Source organism: Alteromonas sp. 4NH20-0104, from assembly GCF_057547795.1.
Genome location: NZ_BAAJLP010000008.1, coordinates 151,305 through 169,337, shown reverse-complemented (window position 1 = coordinate 169,337; position 18,033 = coordinate 151,305). Strand labels below are relative to the sequence as shown.

17 protein-coding genes are annotated in these 18,033 nt (G+C 49.8%); 6 read left to right on the top strand and 11 right to left on the bottom strand.

Annotated elements, in window-relative coordinates; all coding sequences use genetic code 11:
• Positions 1 to 33: 33 nt before the first annotated feature.
• The 3 genes from pspC to pspA are packed head-to-tail and all read right to left on the bottom strand — an operon-like array spanning position 34 to position 1,463.
• A complete protein-coding gene (gene pspC, locus AC27IB_RS08205; protein ID WP_296052227.1) occupies positions 34 to 477 on the bottom strand; it encodes an envelope stress response membrane protein PspC in 444 nt (147 codons plus the stop codon).
• On the bottom strand, positions 474 to 713 hold the full coding sequence (gene pspB, locus AC27IB_RS08200; protein WP_105934481.1) for an envelope stress response membrane protein PspB: 240 nt from the start codon (positions 711 to 713) through the stop codon (positions 474 to 476). Before pspB ends, pspC begins: the two co-directional genes overlap by 4 nt.
• 57 nt (positions 714 to 770) lie before the next feature.
• Positions 771 to 1,463, bottom strand: coding sequence for a phage shock protein PspA (gene pspA / locus AC27IB_RS08195; protein WP_487120173.1), 693 nt, complete (start codon positions 1,461 to 1,463; stop codon positions 771 to 773).
• 207 nt (positions 1,464 to 1,670) lie between these two features.
• Here pspA and pspF point away from each other — a divergent pair, with 207 nt between their 5' ends.
• From pspF to AC27IB_RS08165, 6 genes are read left to right on the top strand one after another with little or no spacing between them, the layout of a single operon-like run.
• Positions 1,671 to 2,777 carry a phage shock protein operon transcriptional activator gene (pspF, locus tag AC27IB_RS08190; RefSeq protein ID WP_487120171.1) on the top strand — a complete coding sequence of 369 codons (1,107 nt, stop codon included), beginning with the start codon at positions 1,671 to 1,673 and terminating at the stop codon, positions 2,775 to 2,777.
• 2 nt (positions 2,778 to 2,779) lie between these two features.
• The gene (locus tag AC27IB_RS08185) at positions 2,780 to 4,402 is read left to right on the top strand and encodes an ABC transporter substrate-binding protein (protein WP_487120169.1); all 1,623 of its coding nucleotides are present in this window, start codon (positions 2,780 to 2,782) and stop codon (positions 4,400 to 4,402) included.
• Positions 4,395 to 5,426, top strand: coding sequence for an ABC transporter permease (locus AC27IB_RS08180; RefSeq protein ID WP_296052239.1), 1,032 nt, complete (start codon positions 4,395 to 4,397; stop codon positions 5,424 to 5,426). Before AC27IB_RS08185 ends, AC27IB_RS08180 begins: the two co-directional genes overlap by 8 nt.
• Positions 5,413 to 6,306: an ABC transporter permease subunit gene (locus AC27IB_RS08175; protein ID WP_296052242.1), complete on the top strand. Its 894-nt coding sequence runs from the start codon at positions 5,413 to 5,415 to the stop codon at positions 6,304 to 6,306. Before AC27IB_RS08180 ends, AC27IB_RS08175 begins: the two co-directional genes overlap by 14 nt.
• Positions 6,306 to 7,301, top strand: a complete 996-nt coding sequence (locus AC27IB_RS08170; RefSeq protein WP_296052244.1) for an oligopeptide/dipeptide ABC transporter ATP-binding protein — start codon at positions 6,306 to 6,308, stop codon at positions 7,299 to 7,301. The genes AC27IB_RS08175 and AC27IB_RS08170 overlap by 1 nt, the downstream gene beginning before the upstream one ends.
• A complete protein-coding gene (locus AC27IB_RS08165; protein WP_296052247.1) occupies positions 7,298 to 8,113 on the top strand; it encodes an ATP-binding cassette domain-containing protein in 816 nt (271 codons plus the stop codon). The genes AC27IB_RS08170 and AC27IB_RS08165 overlap by 4 nt, the downstream gene beginning before the upstream one ends.
• A 4-nt stretch (positions 8,114 to 8,117) precedes the next feature.
• On the opposite strand, the gene AC27IB_RS08160 is transcribed toward AC27IB_RS08165, so the two are convergent.
• The 8 genes from AC27IB_RS08160 to carA all read right to left on the bottom strand — a co-directional run bounded on the left by AC27IB_RS08160 (position 8,118) and on the right by carA (position 17,780).
• On the bottom strand, positions 8,118 to 9,248 hold the full coding sequence (locus AC27IB_RS08160; RefSeq protein ID WP_296052249.1) for a sodium ion-translocating decarboxylase subunit beta: 1,131 nt from the start codon (positions 9,246 to 9,248) through the stop codon (positions 8,118 to 8,120).
• A 6-nt stretch (positions 9,249 to 9,254) separates the two neighbouring features.
• On the bottom strand, positions 9,255 to 11,045 hold the full coding sequence (gene oadA, locus AC27IB_RS08155) for a sodium-extruding oxaloacetate decarboxylase subunit alpha (RefSeq protein WP_296052251.1): 1,791 nt from the start codon (positions 11,043 to 11,045) through the stop codon (positions 9,255 to 9,257).
• A gap of 18 nt (positions 11,046 to 11,063) precedes the next feature.
• The gene (locus AC27IB_RS08150) at positions 11,064 to 11,327 is read right to left on the bottom strand and encodes an OadG family protein (protein WP_296052253.1); all 264 of its coding nucleotides are present in this window, start codon (positions 11,325 to 11,327) and stop codon (positions 11,064 to 11,066) included.
• Between the two features lie 378 nt (positions 11,328 to 11,705).
• Positions 11,706 to 12,179: a GNAT family N-acetyltransferase gene (locus tag AC27IB_RS08145; protein ID WP_487120165.1), complete on the bottom strand. Its 474-nt coding sequence runs from the start codon at positions 12,177 to 12,179 to the stop codon at positions 11,706 to 11,708.
• Complete coding sequence (locus AC27IB_RS08140) at positions 12,179 to 12,733, bottom strand: NUDIX domain-containing protein (RefSeq protein ID WP_487120163.1); 555 nt, start codon at positions 12,731 to 12,733, stop codon at positions 12,179 to 12,181. Before AC27IB_RS08140 ends, AC27IB_RS08145 begins: the two co-directional genes overlap by 1 nt.
• A 76-nt stretch (positions 12,734 to 12,809) precedes the next feature.
• Positions 12,810 to 13,286 (bottom strand): transcription elongation factor GreA, encoded by a 477-nt coding sequence (greA, locus tag AC27IB_RS08135; protein WP_487120177.1) that lies wholly within the window; start codon positions 13,284 to 13,286, stop codon positions 12,810 to 12,812.
• Between the two features lie 129 nt (positions 13,287 to 13,415).
• Positions 13,416 to 16,637, bottom strand: a complete 3,222-nt coding sequence (gene carB, locus AC27IB_RS08130; protein ID WP_296053086.1) for a carbamoyl-phosphate synthase large subunit — start codon at positions 16,635 to 16,637, stop codon at positions 13,416 to 13,418.
• Positions 16,638 to 16,649: 12 nt separating this feature from the next.
• Entirely contained in the window at positions 16,650 to 17,780 is a 1,131-nt protein-coding gene (gene carA, locus AC27IB_RS08125) for a glutamine-hydrolyzing carbamoyl-phosphate synthase small subunit (RefSeq protein ID WP_296053087.1), read from the bottom strand.
• Positions 17,781 to 18,033: the final 253 nt, after the last annotated feature.

Here is an 18,033-nt window from a genome sequence, read left to right as displayed (position 1 = left end):
GGTTTCCGATAATGGACTCTGACCCCTTTAGGATTATAAGCGGCTAATTTCGCGGTTTAGCTGATACTCACGTGACGTAACGTAAGTTTCCATTTTACGCAACCGGGATTCAATGGTCTGAAACCGATTGGTGATGTCGTGAAAAGCCTGACGAGGAGGCTCTCCTGCCTGCCAAACCCGGGTTTTCACTTCCACTTTATCATTCTTACCTGAGCCTGAATTTCTCCATCCTTTACCGCTGACTTCCACCGGTTGATCATAATTCATGGTATCGGGATTTTGCGGCTTCTTGTCAAAAATGAACCAGCACGCTACATAACTTACCAGAACAAAAGGGCCGGCCAGTAGGAAAAACGCAGTCACCGTCAGAATTCTTACCAGCCACACTTCTAAACCGAAGTACTCTGCAATGCCGGCACAAACGCCGGCTATGCGACCGTGTTTCGCATCACGGTAAATGGTTTTCTTACTGTTCATGCCCGGTTCCTCCATTCAGGTGCTTCTGAGTCTAAAATAGCCTCCAGCGTTTGAATACGTTCTGACATCGCTTCAGCCTTACCCGCCAATTCCTGCAGAGCTACCTGCTCTTCGGCTGACAAGCCCTGGCTAACTTGTTTTTTACTGCGGTAGTGCAGAATTAGCCAGATGGGGGCCACAAAAATCAAAAAGATGATCAGCGGGGCCAGTATGAGTGCAACAATATCTCCGTCCATTTTAAATACCTCCGGTCAGAAGTGCTGAGGAGCTCTCAGCCAATAAATTATAATCAGTTATTTAGATTTTGCTGTCTTTGCAGCGGGCTTTTCAGCCTTTTTCATCTTCGCTTTCAGCGCTTCTAACTCATCATTTATTTTGTCGCCGGCTTCCAGCTCAGCGAATTCGTCCTGCAGGGTTTTCTTGCCTAAATCATAGGACTCAACCTGCGACTCAATATCATCAATCTTGCGCTCATATTGTTCAAAGCGCCCCATTGCCTCATCAATCTTTCCGCTGTCGAGGGTTTTACGCACCTCTAAGCGCGATGACGCGGTTTTCTGACGCATCAGAATCGTTTTCTGACGGGCTTTGGCGTCTGCCAGCTTTTCCTGTAACTGCACAATTTCATCCTGCAGTTTGCTGATTTGTTCTTCCACTGCATTTAATTCAGTGGTGAGCACGTCAGCCGCTTCCTGGCTCTTTTTCTTTTCCTGTAGCGCTGAGCGTGCCAAATCTTCACGTTCTTTGCTCAGAGCAAATTCCGCTTTGTTTTGCCAGTCTGCAGCGTCAGCTTCCATTTTGCTGATTTGAGAAACAATTTCCTTTTTGTTCGCAATGGTCTTAGCCGACGCAGAACGAACCTCAACGAGTGTGTCTTCCATTTCCTGAATAATCAGACGAACCATTTTTTCAGGATCTTCGGCTTTATCCAGTAACGCGTTAATATTTGAGTTCACAATATCTGTGAAACGAGAGAAGATACCCATAATTATTTACCTCTAGCGCGTGTTAAACATTTTGGATTAACTTGGTTTGAACTTGTAATAGTACATACAAATACCGCGCCAACTCACAAAACCAAACTAACACATTGAATTACTTAAAAAATATTTAATATTAATAAAGTCTGTAATCAATATAGTTTTTAATCTACACTATTAATTGGTCGATTTGGCTACTTTTTGAGGGAATTAATGAGTCGTTTTCGCCAGCAAGATAATTTACTTGGCCAGGCAAACAGTTTTTTAGAGGTTTTAGAGCAGGTTTCGCAAATCGCACCGCTGAATAAACCTGTGCTTATTATCGGTGAACGTGGTACCGGTAAAGAACTGATTGCAGCACGCTTGCACTTTCTGTCACAGCGCTGGGATCAAAACTATGTAAAATTAAACTGTGCCGCACTCAACGAGAATTTGCTGGAAAGCGAGCTCTTTGGTTACGAGGCCGGCGCCTTTACCGGCGCGGGTAAGCGTCGCGAGGGGCGGTTCGAACTCGCCCACACCGGCACCCTGTTTCTGGATGAACTGGCCAATACGTCCGGCTTAATTCAGGAAAAGCTCCTTCGTGTTATCGAATACGGTGAATTTGAGCGTGTCGGTGGCAACAAGACGTTAAAAGTCGATGTACGCTTAATTGCCGCCACCAACGAAGACCTCCCTGCACTAGCCGACAGCGGCGAATTCCGTGCCGATCTGCTGGACCGGCTGGCCTTTGATGTTATTACCATCCCGCCGCTGCGTGAACGCCAGGATGATATTATGCTGCTGGCCGAAACTTTCGCGATTAATATGGCCCGGGAGCTCGAAATGGAGCTTTTCAGCGGCTTTACCGAAAAAGCCAAACGCACGCTGCTCAACTATGACTGGCCCGGTAACATTCGGGAGTTAAAGAACGTAGTGGAGCGCGCCGTCTACCGCTGCAATAACCCCCATTTACCAGTCCATGAAATTATCCTCGATCCTTTTGAGTCGGCATTCAGACCTAAAGGACGCATAAAAACCCAGGACCGAATCTCTACGCCTGCCGAGCAGACCGAATCCGGCCCGGCAGCCACCAGCGAGGCGACCGTATCGGCAGACCCCGTGGTCCCGGTCATCCCGGTAAATCCCGCGACCGAGTATCCGGTAGACCTAAAAAATCTGTCGCAGCAATATGAAATCGAACTCATTCAGCAAGCTTTGGCTGACAGCCAGTACAACCAAAAGAAAACGGCGGAAAAACTCAGCCTGACCTATCACCAGTTGCGGGGTTACCTGAAAAAGTACAACCTGCTCGACTCCACGGCGAGTGAGGAAGAGTAATCATGCACAAGTGGTTCGTCTGGCCGGTGATTACAACAGCTTTGATGACGCTACTGGGGGGGTGCTCTCCGCAAAAATACAGTGCTAACTATAAGAATGGCCTGGTGTACTGCTCAGAAAGCGATCCGATATCCATGAATCCGCAGCTAGATACTTCAACCACCACTGCCGATGCCACAGCCCACCAGATATACGACAGACTGCTTGAGTTCGACACCGAAACCGGCCGCATCCGTCCATCGTTAGCCTCCGGCTGGTCTATCAGTGATGACGGCTTGCTATACCGCTTTACGCTGCGCCAGAACGTCAAATTTCACACCACCAGTTACTTTACGCCCTCCCGGACATTTGACGCCAGTGATGTGCTTTTTTCATTTAACCGCTGGCGTCTGCCACAACACGGATTCCATGATATTTCCGGTGGTTATTATCCTTACTTCGAGTCGTTAGGACTGGCCGATAATATTGCCGATATCAACGCCCCCTCGCCCTATGAAGTTGAAATCAGTCTAAAACAACGGGATAGCTCTTTTCTGGCAAATATCGCCAGTGACTTTTCCGTGATCCTTTCGGCCGAATATGGCGACGTGCTCATGTCTAACGGCATTCCGGAAAGAATAGACAGACTGCCCATTGGCACCGGCCCTTATCAGTATGCCGATTATCAGAAAAACCATTATATCCGTTATGACGTGAATAATGATTACTGGGGAGGCACGCCGGCGAGTAAAGCACTGATCTTCGATATTACTCCGAAAAGCTCGCTGCGACTGGCCAAACTGATGACCGGTGAGTGTGACGCAGTGGCCTTTCCGGCGAGGGTGGATCACCAGATCATTCGTGAACGTGAAGACCTGGTGCTGGCCGAGAAACCCGGTCTGAACATCGGCTTCTGGGCATTCAATACCCAGCGTCCGCCGTTTAATAACCCATCAGTGAGAAAAGCGCTGGCCTATGCCATCGATAAAAACACCCTGATTGAGGCGGTCTATTTCGACAGCGCCACCCGCGCTAAATCGTTGTTACCCGCCGCCAGCTGGGCCTACCAGGCGGATGCGCAGGATACCGGCTATAACCCGGTTCTGGCCAGACAGTTACTCGATGAAGCGGGTATCGAACCCGGCTTTACCATGTCTGTCTGGGCAATCCCTGTAGAGCGGGCTTATAACCCTAATGCCCAGAAAATGGCAGAACTGATCCAGCGCTATCTGGCAGACATTGAGGTAGAAGTGAATATTGTCAGCTACGACTGGTCGACCTTCCGGCGCCAGTTACGTCAGGGGAATCATGATTCAGTATTGATTGGCTGGTCTGCGGATAACGGCGATCCGGACAACTTCTACCGGCCCTTATTAAGCTGTGACGCTATCCCCTCCGGGACAAACCGGGCGAGGTGGTGTAACCCCGCTTATGATGAAATACTCGACCGTGCCATAAAAACCGAAGATGTGGATATCCGCAAAGCGTTGTACTTCCAGGCCAACGAACTGCTTTTCGATAAATTGCCGATGGTCCCTATTGCCCATGCCTACCGTTATCAGGCTTACCGGGAAGAATTAAACGGTATGGTAATCAACCCTTACGGCGGTGTCAGACTGGGCGGAGTGACCAAACAACGTGATTAGGATCCTGCTTCGTTACTGCATTTTGTTCAGCCTGACGCTATTGTCTTTGTGTGCCCTGTCGTTTTCACTGATTTATTTATTTCCGGCAGAGCCTGTTACCACCCTGACCGGCATTACCCCGCAAAATCTGATGCAACACGAAGCGCTGATGAATCAGTATCATCTGAACAACAGCATTATCGTGCAGTTTGCCGACTACCTCAGCGAGCTGTTCGCCGGTAACTGGGGCGTCAGTCTGATTTCCGGACAGCCCTTATCACAAGAAATAATGCTGGCCTTACCTGCCACCATTGAGCTCAGCGCCTGTGCCATGTTTATTGTTATTGTGGTGGGTATACCACTGGGGTGTTACAGCGGTTTGCGCGCCTACAGTACTACCGATTTTACCATAAACTCCCTCAGTGTGACGGCGTATTCAGTGCCTGTATTCTGGTTAGCGGTGCTGTTTATACTGACTTTCAGTTTGCAGTTTGGCTGGCTGCCATTATCCGGTCGAATTAATCTGTTGTTTAATATTCCCCCTCAAACCGGCTTTCTGCTCATCGATATTTTGCTGGCCGATAATGTTGATAAAGCCGCTGCATTCAGCGATGCGCTGTTACATATGATCCTGCCAGTGTTGTCCATCGCATTTATTTCTACCGCTTCGATGATCAGGATAACCCGGCGTTCAATTATCGATGTGCTCAACAGGCCTTTTATTATTGCGGCACGGTCCAAAGGGTTATCGAGCAAGCAGATATTTTTCCGCCATGTGCTACGTAATGCTCTGTTACCAATATTGCCTTTAATGGCCATGCAGATTACCACGCTGATCACTAACGCCATGATCGTGGAAACCTTGTTTTCCTGGCCCGGCATAGGCAATTGGCTGATTCAGGCAATTTATCAACGGGATTACTCGGCGCTGCGAATGGGTATGCTGGCCGTGTCGACCCTGGTGGTTATGATCACCATTGCCATTGATTTGTTTAACCGTTTAATCGATCCAAGCAGGGAAAAATTCGAAAGTGTCACGATTTAGCCTCTACGATGATGAAGCCCATCCGTCGCCGTGGCAACACACCTGGCGGGCGTTTAAATCCAGTCATATTGCACTGGTAGGGCTGGGCGTCTTACTATTATTTGTATTTTTCGCTTTTTTCGCACCGCTTGTGGCCCCCTATAACCCGGCCTACCAGAATACCGAAGCCCTGCTTATTCCACCAAGCTGGGCGCCCAACGGTTCGATTGCCCATCTGTTCGGCACCGATGCCCTGGGCCGGGATTTATTTTCCCGCATCATGTATGGTTGTCGGGTGACATTCGGTACCAGCCTGTTAGTGGTCATTATTGCCATGCTCGTGGGCGTAACCATCGGCACCATCGCCGGCATGCTCAGCGGTGTTCGCTCGAGCGTTGTAAACCATTTGCTGGATGCCCTCATGGCTATCCCTACCCTGCTGATTGCTATTATTATTGTTGGTATTCTGGGCAGTGGTCTGGTGAACAGTATGTGGGCGATTACCCTGGCGCTAATCCCCCAGTTTGTGCACCACACCCGTTCTTTTGTGCGTGGTGAAATGAAAAAAGACTATATCCAGTCTTCCACCCTCGACGGTGCCAGCAACCTGCAACTGTTTTACCATTCAATATTACCCAATATGATTGAAATGCTCGTGGTTCAGGGCACCCTGGCCCTGTCTATTGCGGTGATCGACATTAGCGCCCTGGGTTTCTTAAACCTGGGCGCGCAAGCACCGCTTCCCGAGCTGGGCGCAATTTTGGCCACCGGTCTCGATGCTGGCTATCTGGCGCCCTGGAATATTGCAATTCCTGGTGTGTCGATTTTTCTGATGGTATTGTCAATTACCATAGTGGGTGATGGACTGCGCTCTGCGCTACGTAAACGGGTGAATCGCTAATGCCTTTACTGGACATCAAAAACCTGACCCTGGAGATTGATACCGGGACCCAGGTGATCAAGGCGCTGGATAAAATTAATCTAACCGTTAACTCGGGCGAGATTCGCGCTCTGGTGGGTGAATCCGGTTCTGGTAAAAGCTTAATAGTACAGGCTATATCTGGTGCCACGCCGCCCAATTGGAGCATTACCGCCGACCGTATGAGCTGGAACGGTAATAATCTGCTGTCGATGTCGGAGCAAAAACGCCGGCAAATCCTTCGCAAAGACATCGGCGTGGTGTTTCAGCATGCTATCGCGTCGCTGGACCCGTCTGTAACCCTGGGCGAGCAACTGGAAGAATCACTGCCGGACCAGTTAATTGAAGGTAGTTGGTTCTGGCAACGGGCACAATCGAGACGCAAGGTGGTTATTAACACCGTGCACAAAGTCGGGATTAAAGATCACAACCAGTATCTGCGAGCTTACCCACACCAGATCCCCACCGATATTGGCCAGAAGCTAATGCTCGCCATGGCCCTGGTCAGCCAGCCGAAAATGCTGATTGCCGATGATCCGACCCGGGGCATGGAAACCACCACCAAAGTGCAGGTGTTAAAGTTACTGTCACGCCTCAATCAAACCCGGTCACTGGGCATTTTATTTGTTAGCCATGACCTGCTGGCCATTGCCAGTATGTCGCATACCATGACGGTACTCTATTGCGGGCAAACGGTGGAATCCGGCAAGATGAAGCATATTCGCAAACGGCCATTACACCCTTATACCAAGGCGTTAATGGACAGTGCGCCGAGTTTTAGCAAGGATTTACCGCCTAAATCTCAGTTACCTACCCTGGCCGGTACCATTCCGACCCTGCAACATTTGCCTATTGGCTGTCGTCTGGGGCCGCGCTGCCCGAGAGCCCAACGAGCCTGTGTAAACGTGCCTGCGGTACGCAAGATTCATGATCACAGCTATAGCTGCCACTTCCCGCTTCATCGGGAGAAAGTATGACTCAGATACTTAACGTCAGCGGCTTAACCTTTCGCCATAGCAGTAAAAAACGCTGGCTGAAAAAACCGGAGGTGTTTTCCCTTGGTCCTATTGATATGCAGGTCACCAAAGGAGAAACCATCGCTATTATCGGTCAGAACCGGTCTGGCAAATCGCTGCTGGCCAAAATGCTCGCCGGTGCAGTGGAGCCGGATGAAGGACGTATTCAGTTACAGGAAGAAAGATACTGGTCAGTGAAACACCGGGTGGCGCGCAAAAAAGCCGACATTACCGGTATCCGCATGATATTCCAGCACAACAGTGAGTCGATTAACCCCGGGATAACAGTGGGCCAAATCCTTGACGAGCCGCTACGCTTAAATTCATCGATGTCAGAAGAAGAGCGTAAAGCCCTGATAGGCGACACACTGGTAAAAGTAGGGTTACTGCGGGAACATATCTATTTTTACCGGCATATGCTCTCTGACGGCCAGCAACAGCGTGTTTCGCTGGCCAAAGCGATATTACCCGACCCCAAAGTGTTAATTGCCGATGAGCCTTTTGCCGCGCTGGATCCGACTATTCGTTCCCAGACCGTCAACCTGATCCTGCAGTTACAAAAAGAAATGGGCCTGGCGTTTATCTTTATTTCCCACAACCTGGGGATTGTCCGGCACATTGCAGACCGGGTGATTGTGATGGATAAGGGACAGATTATTGAAAGTGGTAAAACCGAGACCATCTTTCGATGGCCTCAGCATGAGATGACCAAAAAACTGGTGATGTCGTATCAGTCGTTAATCCCGCAACAAACGATGCGGGAACCAGACTAATTGCCTAACCAACCAGTGCCAGCAGTACCCCTGCCGCCACGGCAGAACCCAGTACGCCAGCCACGTTAGGTCCCATAGCATGCATTAACAGGAAGTTATGCGGGTTTGCTTCCAGACCCACCTTGTTTACCACCCGCGCGGCCATGGGTACCGCCGACACGCCTGCCGCACCGATCAGAGGATTAATGGTTCCCCCGCTGGCTTTGCTCATCGCCTTAGCCATCAGTACACCGGTTGCGGTGCCGATAGCGAAGGCCACCGCCCCCAGTCCCAGAATACCGAGTGTTTCCACCGTCAGGAATTTATCTGCAGACAGCTTGGAGCCTACCGCTAATCCCAGGAAGATGGTGACGATATTGATGAGTTCGTTCTGAGCGGTTTTACTCAGGCGATCGACCACACCACATTCTTTCATCAGGTTACCGAAGCAGAACATACCCACCAGTGGGGTTGCCGAAGGCAGGAACAGAATGGTCAGGAACAGCACTGCCAGCGGGAATAAAATCTTCTCTTTGGCTGAAACGTGACGTAACTGCGCCATTTCAATTTTACGCTCTTCCGGGGTGGTCAGCGCTTTCATAATGGGTGGTTGTATAATTGGTACCAGCGCCATGTAAGAATACGCAGCAACCGCTATAGCACCCAGCAAGTCCGGCGCCAGCCGGGAAGCGAGGAATATCGCCGTAGGCCCGTCAGCTCCGCCAATAATAGCGATTGCCGAGGCGTCCTTGAGGGAAAAATCAAAACCCGGAATAAAATTAAGCGCAATCGCCCCGAACAGCGTGGCAAAGATACCAAACTGCGCAGCCGCACCGAGCAGCAGCATTCGCGGATTGGCTATCAGCGCGCCAAAGTCGGTCATTGCTCCCACGCCCATAAAGATGAGCAGAGGGAAAACGCCGGAGTGGATCCCCACTTCGTAGATGTAATACAACAGACCGCCAGGCTCGGTGAACCCCGCCAGCGGAATGTTAGTCAGTAAGGCGCCAAACCCTATCGGAAATAACAGTAATGGCTCAAACTTTTTAACGATCGCCAGATACAACAGTAGTCCGCCTACTGCCATCATAATTAGCTGGCCCGCTTGAAAATGGGCCAGCGCCGTGCTGTCCCATAGTATGGCTAATTGTTCCATGGCCGCTTAACCCAAACTGATCAGAGGCTGACCGCTGGAAACGCCATCGCCGTCTTTTACCTGAATTGAAGACACTGTACCGTCAAACGCACTGCGAATTTCGGTTTCCATTTTCATTGCTTCCAAAATGATTACAACGTCGCCGTTGGCCACCTGATCGCCTGGCGAAACCAGGATTTTAAACACATTACCGGCTAACGGCGCGTTAATGGTTTGACCCGATGGTGCCGGGGCTGCAGGCGCTGCCGCCTGAGCAGGAGCAGACGCTGCTGGCGTAATAGCCCCCAGTTCGCCTTGAGCGCCGACTTCAACGCTGTACAGTTTGCCGTCTACACGAACATCATAAACAGCCGCTTCTGATGCTGATGCCGGGGCGCTGGCTGCCGGTGCAGCTGGCGCGGCTTCTTCGCCGGTTGGAACCGGTTCAAATGCATCCGGGTTATTGCGGTTTTCAAGGAATTTAAGGCCAATTTGTGGAAACAGTGCATAGGTCAGCACATCGTCGATTTTGTCTTTGGCCAGAGTAATCGACTTTTCCTTGGCCAGACTATCGAGTTCAGTTTCGAGTTTTTCCAGTTCCGGCTCAATCAGATCGGCCGGACGACAGGTAATCGCCTCGCCACCGTCCAGTACCCGCGCTTGCAGTTCACTGTTAACAGGCGCAGCGGTAGCACCGTATTCGCCTTTCAGTACGCCTGCGGTTTCTTTAGAAATACTCTTATAACGTTCGCCGGTGAGGACGTTTAACACCGCCTGGGTACCAACGATTTGCGACGTCGGTGTGACCAGAGGAATAAAGCCCAGATCTTCACGAACCCGCGGGATTTCCTGCAGCACTTCGTCAAACTTATCAGCTGCGCCCTGCTCTTTCAGCTGGCTTTCCATGTTGGTTAGCATACCACCTGGCACCTGAGCCAGCAGAATGCGCGCATCCACGCCTTTCAGGCTGCCTTCAAACTTGGCGTATTTTTTCCGTACATCACGGAAATACGCAGCAATCTCAGCCAGTTCGGGTAAATCCAGTCCGGTATCACGCTCAGTACCTTCCAGAATAGATACCATAGTTTCAGTGGCAGAGTGACCGTAAGTCATACTCATGGATGAAATAGCGGTATCCAGAATATCAATGCCGGCATCAATGGCCTTCTGATACGTTGCTGTACTCAGACCGGTTGTGGCGTGACATTGCATGGCAATGGGTACCTCAACGGTTTTCTTCAGCTCGGTGATTAAGGTTTCACACTCGTAGGGCTTAAGCAGGCCCGCCATATCCTTAATACAAATTGAGTGAACCCCCATGTCCTCAAGCTGTTTCGCCATATCCAGCCACAGTTCGAGGTTATGAACCGGACTCACCGTATAGGAAATAGTCCCCTGGGCATGGGCACCGCAATCCACAGCCGCTTTAATCGCCGTTTGCAGGTTGCGCACATCGTTCATGGCGTCAAAGATACGGAACACGTCGACACCGTTGTCGTGGGCTCGCTCAACGAAGCGGGTCACTACGTCATCCGCATAGTGACGATAGCCCAACAGGTTCTGGCCACGCAGCAACATCTGTTGCGGGGTTTTAGGCATGGCCTTTTTTAATTCGCGAATACGCTCCCAGGGATCTTCGCCAAGATAACGTATACAGGAATCGAAGGTAGCACCACCCCAGGACTCGATTGACCAATAACCCGCATTATCAAGCTTTTCAGCGATGGGGAGCATATCCTCCAGACGCATTCTGGTGGCTAACAGTGATTGGTGCGCATCCCGAAGCACCAGTTCGGTAATCGCCAGTGGCTTAGACATGTGTTCTCCTAAAGTGTGTTATTTATTCTTTGCGTTTCTGTGCGCGTGCACAGCAGCAGATATGGCAGCGATAACGTTAGTATCGGCAGCAACTGTTGAAGTGGCTTTCGTGCCCGACGCTCTTGCTGGCGCCTGAGGCTCCTGACCAGGGAAACGCTCACAAAAAGCCTTGAGTGCGTTCACCGCGAAAATGAGAATTGTCAGAAACACAAAAACAAAGCCCATTCCGACCAGCAGCAAATTGCCGGCTTCCATTAGTAATCCTGAAATTGGTGTAGTCATTGCTTTTCCCGGGCATTATTTTGGAAACAGATTAGTATCACGGCAGTTGCTAAAACACAATATAAACAACTGTTTGAATTGCATAAAAAATCATTTTTTACGACTAAATATCAATATATATTCTATTTAGTGCATAAAATTAAGTTTGACTTATGGGGTGTATAAATTCAGTGAATAACAGGATCACACAATATTAACAATCCGTATTCATTGCATAACCCATAAGCAGTGTTTATAGGGTGTATAACTGGTTAATATATCGCCTGTTAATCAGTGTGCTGGAGCGCACTGTTGAAGGCAAGACAAAGCGAAGCAATGCTTGATCTGAATTAATGGAAAATTTATTTTCCCATGGCTAAGGCGTGTGAAGATTCCCGGTTACAGCGTTTTACACATAAAACAGCTATTGGGATCGGGTTGATAATCGGCGAATGGTCCACAAAACGAAAAGCCGTAGCGCTGATACAGTTGCCTCGCCGGGGCAAAAAATTCCATGCTGCCGGTTTCCAGCCACAGGGTTTGATAGCCGGCGTCACTGGCAAACCGGATAAGGTGCTCGAGCAATAATTTGCCGGTACCGGTACGACGCGCATTGGCGGGTGTGCGCATGGACTTTATTTCAGCTTCCAGCGGATTGATGTGCTTAAGTGCAATGCAACCCAACAACCTGCGGTCTGAGCGCGCGGCGAAAAAGGTAATCTCCGGCGCCTTGAGCTTGCTAACGTCGAGAGCGTGAACGCATTCAGGAGGAGAAGTGGCATACATATCCGCCAGATGCTCTTCGAGCAACGCAATCACATCGCCGCCGGTGAGGTCATCAACGCTAATGTCCACCTGCGTGGCAACGGTCATCAGATAAACCCTTTCAGCGTTGCCAGGCCAAAGGCATTGCAGGTGGTTGAATCCATCATCTCACCGTTAATGATACGTGCTTTTACTTCGGCCAGAGGCAGTTTATGCACGGTAAGCCCCTGCTCTTCTTCTTCCAGTGCCTGAGCCGTTTTGGTGAGCGTTTTGGCCACAAAGATGTGGTAGCGCTGGGAACACATCCCATAAGCTAAGAATTGTTCTCCTACATACTGCCAGTCGGCTGCCAGCAAACCGCATTCTTCTCTTAATTCGGCCTTAGCAACACTCAGTGCGTCAAAGGTTTCCGCGCCCTCTTTAGCCCCTTGAGGAAATTCAAGATGACGGCCCTTCACAGGATAGCGGTACTGCTCGACCAGGTAAACATCGTCACCGTCCAGCGCTATCACCACTACGAAATCGGGCTTATCCACGACACCGTAAATTCCCCGGTAGCCATCCTCGCGGCCAATGCTATCCTCGCGAACCGTCATCCAGCGATTCTGATAAACCACTTTGGAGTCGAGGGTTTGAATTTCGTCGGTCTTGGTGTCTTTCATAAAAATCCATTTAGTGCAGGAAACAGAACCAGGCAGTACAAAAAATAAGAGCTGCGAAAGCAGCTCTTAGAGAGGATTAAAGGTATTCGACTTCGATGATTTCATATTCCACCGCACCAGACGGCGTTTGAATGTTCACCATGTCATCCAGTTCTTTACCAATCAGACCCCGGGCAATGGGTGAATTAACGGAAATCAGGTTTTGTTTAATATCCGCTTCATCATCGCCAACAATGCGATAAGTCGTTTCTTTATCGTTATCAACGTTAATAATGGTTACCGTGGCACCAAAAATAACCTTTCCATTGTTAGGCATCTTGGTGACATCAATAATCTGAGCGTTAGACAGCTTACCTTCGATGTCCTGAATACGGCCTTCACAGAAACTTTGTTGTTCGCGGGCAGCATGGTACTCAGCATTTTCTTTTAAGTCGCCATGTTCACGGGCGTCGGCAATCGAAGCGATGATTTTAGGACGCTCTACCGATTTAAGTTGATTCAACTCCTCGCGAAGCATCTCAGCACCACGTGCAGTCATAGGATATTGAGTCATGTTGTTATTCTCACTTACCTGAATATGTTTTGCTTGAAACAAAAAAATGCGCCCGGTGGGCGCACTTTTCAATAGTTAATAACGAATTAATGCGTTAGAGAAGAATACACAGAATCCTTCTTTTTGTCATTATCCGTTTATTCTGGCGTGCAGTGCCTGAACCGAAGTCACTTTTCCGCGATCGTCAGCCGATTTAGCCTGTACGGTAGCAAAGGCGGCGTTCATCGTGGTGGTATAAGTGACTTTGTTCACCAGCGCTTCGCGGCGAATATACACAGAATCGGTAATCGCCTGACGACCTTCCGTTGTATTAACGATATAAGAATATTCACCATTCTTTATCGCATCGACAATATTCGGACGCCCTTCTGACAGCTTATTCACCACCGACACCTCAATGCCCTGGGCGCGCAGTGATTCCGCGGTACCACTGGTACATTCAATGGTGAAGCCTTTCGCGATAAGCGCTTTAGAAAGCTCTACCAACTTAGGCTTGTCGGTTTGACGCACTGATAACAGCGCTTTACCTGAAGCGGGCAATGGCGCACCAGCACCGAGGTTGGCTTTGGCATAGGCTTCTTCAAAGGTGTCACCGACCCCCATGACTTCACCGGTTGAGCGCATTTCCGGCCCCAACAGTGGATCCACCCCCTGGAATTTAGCGAACGGCAGTACCACTTCTTTCACAGAGTAGAACGGTGGAATAACTTCCGCAGTAAAGCCCTGTTCTTTAAGTGTTTTACCCGCCATTGCCCGGGCTGCAATTTTAGCCAGTGGCACACTGGTAGCTTTGGATACAAACGGAATGGTTCGCGCCGCACGAGGGTTAACCTCAATCAGGTACACTTCGCCATCTTTAATCGCAAACTGGGTGTTCATCAGGCCGATTACGCCCAGTTCAAGCGCCATGGCTTTAACCTGCTCGCGCATAACATCCTGAATATCCTTGGGTAATGAATGCGGCGGCAGTGAACAGGCCGAGTCACCGGAGTGTACACCCGCTTGCTCGATATGCTCCATGATACCGCCAATCACTACGTCGGTGCCGTCACATACGGCATCGATGTCCACTTCGATGGCATCATCGAGGAAACGATCGAGCAGAACCGGTGAGTCGTTAGACACTTTTACCGCTTCATTCAGATAACGTTTAAGGTCTTTCAAGTCGTACACGATTTCCATCGCACGACCACCCAGTACATAAGAAGGACGAACCACCAGCGGGAAGCCGATTTCCTTGCCTTTCTCAAGCGCCTGTTCCATGTTGCTAACGGTTGCGTTAGCAGGCTGTTTCAGCGCCAGTTTGTTCACCATTTGCTGGAAACGCTCACGGTCTTCGGCACGGTCAATCGCTTCAGGCGAGGTACCAATAATCGGTACACCGTTGGCTTCCAGCGCACGGGCCAGTTTGAGCGGCGTTTGGCCACCGTACTGAACAATAACGCCTTTGGGCTTCTCAACCGCAACGATTTCGAGTACATCTTCCAGCGTTACCGGTTCAAAATACAGTCGGTCTGACGTGTCGTAGTCGGTAGATACGGTTTCCGGGTTACAGTTAACCATGATGGTTTCATAACCGTCTTCACGCATAGACAGCGCGGCATGTACACAGCAGTAATCAAACTCGATACCCTGACCGATACGGTTAGGACCGCCACCGAGGACCATGATTTTATCCCGGTCTGACGGCGCTGCTTCGCATTCTTCATCATAGGTTGAGTACATGTAAGCGGTGCTGGTAGAAAATTCCGCTGCACAGGTATCAACCCGCTTATACACTGGCTTAATGCCCATGCCTAAGCGCAGATCGCGCACGTCACTTTCCGCCACTGACGTAAGGGTAGCCAGACGGGCATCAGAGAAACCTTTACGTTTTAAGGTATTCATCAGATTTTCGTCGATGTTGGCCACACCAAGCTCAGTCACTTTCTGCTCAAGCTGCACTAACTCTTCTAACTGAACCAGGAACCAGCGGTCGATATTAGTCAGTTTAAAGACCTCTTCAACGCTCATGCCGGAGCGGAAGGCATCGCCGATGTACCAGATACGCTCAGCACCAGGCTGACGTAATTCGTAAACCAGTTTGCTCTGTGCTTCCGGATCGTCAAGGTCGAGGATCGGATCCAGACCGGCAGCGCCCACTTCCAGACCACGTAATGCTTTTTGCAGTGATTCCTGCTGATTACGACCAATCGCCATCACTTCACCCACAGATTTCATCTGGGTAGTCAGACGGTCGTTAGAACCGGCAAATTTTTCAAAGTTGAAGCGTGGGATCTTAGTGACGACATAATCGATGGCCGGCTCGAAAGACGCCGGCGTTAAACCACCGGTAATGTCGTTAGCCAGTTCATCCAGAGTGTAACCTACTGCCAGCTTGGCAGCTACTTTGGCAATCGGGAAGCCGGTTGCTTTTGAGGCCAGCGCAGAGGAACGGGATACCCGTGGGTTCATCTCAATAATAACCAGGCGGCCAGTTTGTGGGTCGACACCAAACTGTACATTTGAACCGCCGGTTTCCACACCAATTTCACGCAGTACAGCCATGGCTGCATTACGCATAATCTGGAATTCTTTGTCGGTTAAGGTTTGTGCTGGGGCCACAGTGATAGAGTCACCGGTGTGCACACCCATGGGGTCAAAGTTTTCAATAGTACAAACGATGATGCAGTTGTCGGCTTTATCGCGGACCACTTCCATCTCGTATTCTTTCCAGCCAATCAATGATTCATCGATTAGCAGTTCGTTGGTGGGCGATAAGTCCAGACCACGGGTACAGATTTCATTGAACTCGTCGATATTGTAGGCGATACCGCCGCCGGTACCCCCCATAGTGAATGACGGGCGAATGATACACGGGAAGCCGATGCGGCTTAATACATCGTGAGCCTGTTCCATAGTGTGCGCGATTTCCGCACGCGGACATTCCAGACCAATTGATTTCATGGCTTTATCGAAACGCTCGCGGTCTTCCGCTTTGTCGATGGCATCTGCCGTAGCGCCAATCAGCTCTACGTTGAATTCATCCAACACGCCTTCGCGGTTCAAATCCAGTGCACAGTTGAGTGCTGTCTGGCCACCCATGGTAGGCAGGATCGCATCAGGACGTTCTTTTTCGATAATCTTGCGCACTACTTCCCAGTGAATTGGCTCGATATACGTGGCATCGGCCATTTCCGGATCGGTCATGATAGTGGCAGGGTTAGAGTTAACCAGAATTACGCGGTAGCCTTCTTCACGAAGGGCTTTACACGCCTGGGCACCTGAATAGTCAAATTCACAGGCCTGACCGATAACGATAGGCCCGGCGCCGAGGATTAGGATACTTTTTAGGTCGGTACGTTTTGGCATTGGGGCAAGTTCCTACTGCTTTGACTGTTCGATTAAGTCGATGAAGTGATCAAATAATGCAGCTGCATCGTGCGGACCCGGGCTCGCTTCAGGGTGACCCTGGAAACTAAACGCCGGTTTGTCGGTACGATGAATGCCCTGCAGGGATTTATCAAACAAGGAAATATGCGTGACTTTAAGCGTATCCGGCAGGCTTGATTCATCCACCGCGAAACCATGGTTCTGACTGGTGATCATTACTACGTCACGTTCCAGATCTTTCACCGGGTGGTTGGCACCATGGTGACCGAACTTCATTTTCACGGTTTTGGCACCACTGGCCAGCGCCAGTAACTGGTGGCCTAAACAAATACCAAATACAGGTAGTCCGGTGTCGACGATAGTTTTAATCGCTTCAATGGCGTAGTCACAAGGCTCCGGATCACCCGGGCCGTTCGACAGGAACACGCCGTCGGGATTCATCGCCAGTACGTCTTCAGCAGACGTTTGGGCAGGTACCAGTGTGAGTTTACAACCACGGTCTACCAACATGCGCAGGATGTTGTGTTTGGCACCGTAATCATAAGCAACCACATGGTATTTATAATCAGCACCGTCTTTGTAGCCGCCCTCAAGCTCCCATACACCGCTGGTCCATTCGGTGGTTTGTGTGGTAGATACCACTTTCGCTAAGTCCATTCCTTTGAGGCCGGGGAACGCTTTGGCGTTTTCCAGCGCCGCCGCTTCGTCCAGCGCGTCGGTGCAGATAATGCAACCGTTTTGAGCGCCTTTATCGCGCAAAATACGCGTTAAACGACGGGTGTCGATATCGGCAATGCCCACAACATTGTTGGCTTTTAGATAATCAGACAGTGTTTGTTCGTTTCGATAATTACTGGCAACGAGAGGAAGATCTCTTATAACCAGACCTTTAGACCAGATTTTGTCAGATTCAACATCTTCCTGGTTGGTACCGGTATTGCCGATATGGGGATACGTAAGAGTAACAATTTGTTCAGCGTAAGAAGGGTCGGTCAGAATTTCCTGGTAGCCGGTCATTGATGTATTAAATACAACTTCACCAACTGACATACCTTGAGCACCGATAGCAGTACCCTTGAACACAGAACCATCTTCTAAGACCAGAAGGGCGGAATTAGCCAAGTCAACCTCCAAATTAAGGATAACCGAGAGTTTTAAACAACACTCACAAAAAACGGGAGGTAACGTCACATTTACATCCCGTTTACTAAAATTTGCAGCTAATGAATATGTGTTTAGGCGCTGTAATAGCGGTCTAAACACTAATTTTTGGCAAATTCCGTGGATTATAGCTTAAGAGACTTTAAAGGTCTATTCCGATCTGGAAAATTCATCAAAATAAACCGTTAAGCATCAAAATCACGCAAACAAGCCA

Excerpts from the sequence above, each read along its gene's own strand:
- pspC (WP_296052227.1), bottom strand. The coding sequence starts at position 477 with ATGAACAGTAAGAAAACCATTTACCGTGATGCGAAACACGGTCGCATA.
- pspB (WP_105934481.1), bottom strand. The coding sequence starts at position 713 with ATGGACGGAGATATTGTTGCACTCATACTGGCCCCGCTGATCATCTTT.
- pspA (WP_487120173.1), bottom strand. The coding sequence starts at position 1,463 with ATGGGTATCTTCTCTCGTTTCACAGATATTGTGAACTCAAATATTAAC.
- pspF (WP_487120171.1), top strand. The coding sequence starts at position 1,671 with ATGAGTCGTTTTCGCCAGCAAGATAATTTACTTGGCCAGGCAAACAGT.
- AC27IB_RS08185 (WP_487120169.1), top strand. The coding sequence starts at position 2,780 with ATGCACAAGTGGTTCGTCTGGCCGGTGATTACAACAGCTTTGATGACG.
- AC27IB_RS08170 (WP_296052244.1), top strand. The coding sequence starts at position 6,306 with ATGCCTTTACTGGACATCAAAAACCTGACCCTGGAGATTGATACCGGG.
- AC27IB_RS08165 (WP_296052247.1), top strand. The coding sequence starts at position 7,298 with ATGACTCAGATACTTAACGTCAGCGGCTTAACCTTTCGCCATAGCAGT.
- AC27IB_RS08160 (WP_296052249.1), bottom strand. The coding sequence starts at position 9,248 with ATGGAACAATTAGCCATACTATGGGACAGCACGGCGCTGGCCCATTTT.
- oadA (WP_296052251.1), bottom strand. The coding sequence starts at position 11,045 with ATGTCTAAGCCACTGGCGATTACCGAACTGGTGCTTCGGGATGCGCAC.
- AC27IB_RS08150 (WP_296052253.1), bottom strand. The coding sequence starts at position 11,327 with ATGACTACACCAATTTCAGGATTACTAATGGAAGCCGGCAATTTGCTG.
- AC27IB_RS08145 (WP_487120165.1), bottom strand. The coding sequence starts at position 12,179 with ATGACCGTTGCCACGCAGGTGGACATTAGCGTTGATGACCTCACCGGC.
- AC27IB_RS08140 (WP_487120163.1), bottom strand. The coding sequence starts at position 12,733 with ATGAAAGACACCAAGACCGACGAAATTCAAACCCTCGACTCCAAAGTG.
- greA (WP_487120177.1), bottom strand. The coding sequence starts at position 13,286 with ATGACTCAATATCCTATGACTGCACGTGGTGCTGAGATGCTTCGCGAG.
- carB (WP_296053086.1), bottom strand. The coding sequence starts at position 16,637 with ATGCCAAAACGTACCGACCTAAAAAGTATCCTAATCCTCGGCGCCGGG.